This window comes from Hoylesella marshii DSM 16973 = JCM 13450 (genome assembly GCF_000146675.1).
In the GTDB taxonomy this organism is placed as follows: Bacteria; Bacteroidota; Bacteroidia; order Bacteroidales; family Bacteroidaceae; genus Prevotella; species Prevotella marshii.
Genome location: NZ_GL397214.1, coordinates 2,440,817 through 2,443,534 on the forward strand (window position 1 = coordinate 2,440,817; position 2,718 = coordinate 2,443,534).

General features: G+C 55.7%; 2 protein-coding genes. Both read right to left on the bottom strand.

The genetic code is table 11. The features are described from left to right. Positions 1-8: 8 nt before the first annotated feature. A complete protein-coding gene (locus tag HMPREF0658_RS10095) occupies positions 9-1,736 on the bottom strand; it encodes an ABC transporter ATP-binding protein (protein WP_006950640.1) in 1,728 nt (575 codons plus the stop codon). A gap of 25 nt (positions 1,737-1,761) precedes the next feature. Then, a partial coding sequence (locus tag HMPREF0658_RS10100) for an ABC transporter ATP-binding protein (protein WP_006950641.1) occupies positions 1,762-2,718 on the bottom strand: 957 nt, incomplete at its 5' end.

Sequence of the window (2,718 nt, forward strand, 5' to 3'; positions counted from 1 at the left end):
TAGAGGCATCATTGCCGTTTTTCCTGTTGCAGACGAACCATTCGGGCGAACTCGCCGTTGCGTGCCAACAGTTCGTCGGGCGTTCCCTGTTCGCTCACCGTACCGCCACTAAGCACCACGACGTGGCCGGCATTGCGGACGGTGCGCATACGGTGGGCAATGATGATAACGGTCTTATTGCGCACCAGTTCGGAGATGCCCGCTTGTATTTTCGTCTCGTTCTCGGCGTCAAGGCTTGCGGTGGCTTCGTCGAGAAGTATGATTGGGGCATTCTTCAGCAGGGCGCGTGCAATGGAAATGCGCTGCCGTTCGCCACCCGAAAGGGTTTCGCCGTTTTCGCCGATGACGGTATCGTAGCCTTGCGGCATTCGGCTGATGAAGTCGTCGCACTGCGCTAATCGGGCAACGTGGCGCACTTCCTCGTCGGTGGCGTTGCGCTTGCCGATGCGGATATTGTCGGCAATAGAGGCATTGAACAGCAATACGTCCTGGAAGACGATGGAATAGTGTTTCAGCAGCGTTTCGGGGTCAATCTTCGAGATGTCGTTTCCGCCCACAAGAATTTGTCCGTCAGAGATGTCCCAAAAGCGTGCGGCGAGCTTGGCAGTAGTGCTTTTGCCTCCACCCGACGGCCCTACGAGGGCGGTAACGGTGCCTTGGCGTGCCGTGAACGAGACATTGTGCAGCACTTGCTTCGCGGTTTCGTAGGCAAAACTTACGTTGCGGAACTCGATGTCGTAGTTTTCGAGTTGTACGGCTGCACTTCCCTCCTGCGTGGGCATGCTTTCTATTTCCTTCATACGGTTGATGCGCACGTCGAGGAAGGAGAGAAGGGCAAGGTAGTTGCACACCTCGATAATGGGGTTATAGACCATTGCCGATGCCAAGAGGTAAGCCAAGTAGGTGAATACCGACACTTCGCCCTGCTGCAACAGCCACGCTCCCACCAGTATAACGGTGGGCATGCCGAGTTTGAGCAACATTCCGGCGAGGTTGAGGAAGACTCCTGCCACGAGTTCGCCGCGCACAAGCTCGCGTTCGTAGCCCTTCAGCCGCTTGTCGAAGCTGCGGCAGTATGCCTGTTCGCCACTGTACGACCTTATTTCCTGCATACATTCCAAGCCTTCCTGTATCTGTTCGGTTACGCCGCGCTTCACTTTATAGTGCTGAACGAAGGCTTTGTGGAGCTGACGGCGCGACAGCAGCAGTGTGGTTACGGCGAGCGGAACGACCCAAAAGAGGGCTAAAGCCAAGTGCCAGTTGTAGGAGAACATGCCAATGGCGATGATGACGACGCTCAGAGCCGACGCAAACAGTTGGGGAACAGCGTGCGAGAAGGTTTGCTCGAGCATCGTGCAGTCTTCCATCACGGTAGAGGTGAGGTCGGAAAGGTTGCGTTCGCCGAAGAAAGCGAGGGGCAGTCGGCGCAGCTTTTCTGCCACTCCGATGCGGCGTTGCGCACTCTCGTTGTAGACGGTGGTGTAGGTGCTGTCGTACTGTCGGAGGGCTATGAAGAACATAAGCACCGCCAAGAGCAAAGCCACAAGCACATAGAACCACAGCGCGTGCGGCTCGGTGGGCGTCTCGGAGTCGATGTACTCGATGAGGAAGAAGAACAAATAGGTGGGCGGCAGCATCAATGCGAGGTTCATCAATGTAGAGAAGGCGATGCCTTTCCGCAAGTCTTTCGCTCCTTTTTCGGTGAGGGCGAACCGTTGTTGAAGATATTTTATCATTGTCTTGTGTCCTTTCTGTTTAGGTTTATAGTTTCCATGCCACCGACTTTTGGTATTCGTTCCACATCCTATAATATAATGTGGCTTGCTCCATGAGTTGTTGGTGGGTGCCCTGTTCGGCTATTCTGCCCTTGTCCACCACGACAATGTTGTCGGCATCTTGCACGGTGGTCAGTCGGTGGGCTATCATGAGCACGGTTTTCCCGCAAGTAAGGTGGGCAAATGCCTGCCTGATAAGGTGCTCGTTTTCGGGGTCGGCAAAGGCAGTAGCCTCGTCGAGCACCACGATGGGCGCATCTTTCAGAATGGCACGGGCAAGCACTATGCGCTGCTGTTCGCCGCCGGAGAGGTATGTTCCCTCCGCTCCTATGACGGTGTCCAGCCCCTGTGGCAGCCGCTCGATGATTTCCCGACTCTGCGAGAGGTCTACGGCGCGGTTCACCTGCTCGATGGTTGCATTGGGATTGCCGTAGCGTATGTTCTCCAAGATGGAGGTCTTGAACAGTCGGGTGTTCTGAAACACGAACGATACGTTGCGCATCAGCGTTGCCTTATCCATGTGCCGAACGTCCACACCGCCTATTCTCAAACTGCCTTCGCGCACGTCCCAGAAGCGGGGAATGAGCCTTGCGATGGTTGTCTTGCCGCTTCCGGACGCTCCCACCAGTGCAACGGTCTTGCCTTGCGGTATGTCGAGGTCGATGTGGCTTACGGCATCGCACTCCGCCGCTTCGTATCGGAACGACACATTGCGCAGGCTGACGTCGAAAGCTGCCGCTTTCTCGGGTTCGGAACTTTCAGGAAGCGGCGGCGTGGCGGTGAGTTTCTCCAATCGGTCTACCGCTTCGTTTGCCAGAAAGAGGTTCTGACTGAGGTGCATGGCTTTCATTACGTTGGCTGCAATGATGGGTGCGATGAGCACATACAGCACCATATCGGAAACGATGATGGCAGTTTCGCCGCCGTGCCCTATCAGTATGAT

Excerpts from the sequence above, each read along its gene's own strand:
- HMPREF0658_RS10095 (WP_006950640.1), bottom strand. The coding sequence starts at position 1,736 with ATGATAAAATATCTTCAACAACGGTTCGCCCTCACCGAAAAAGGAGCG.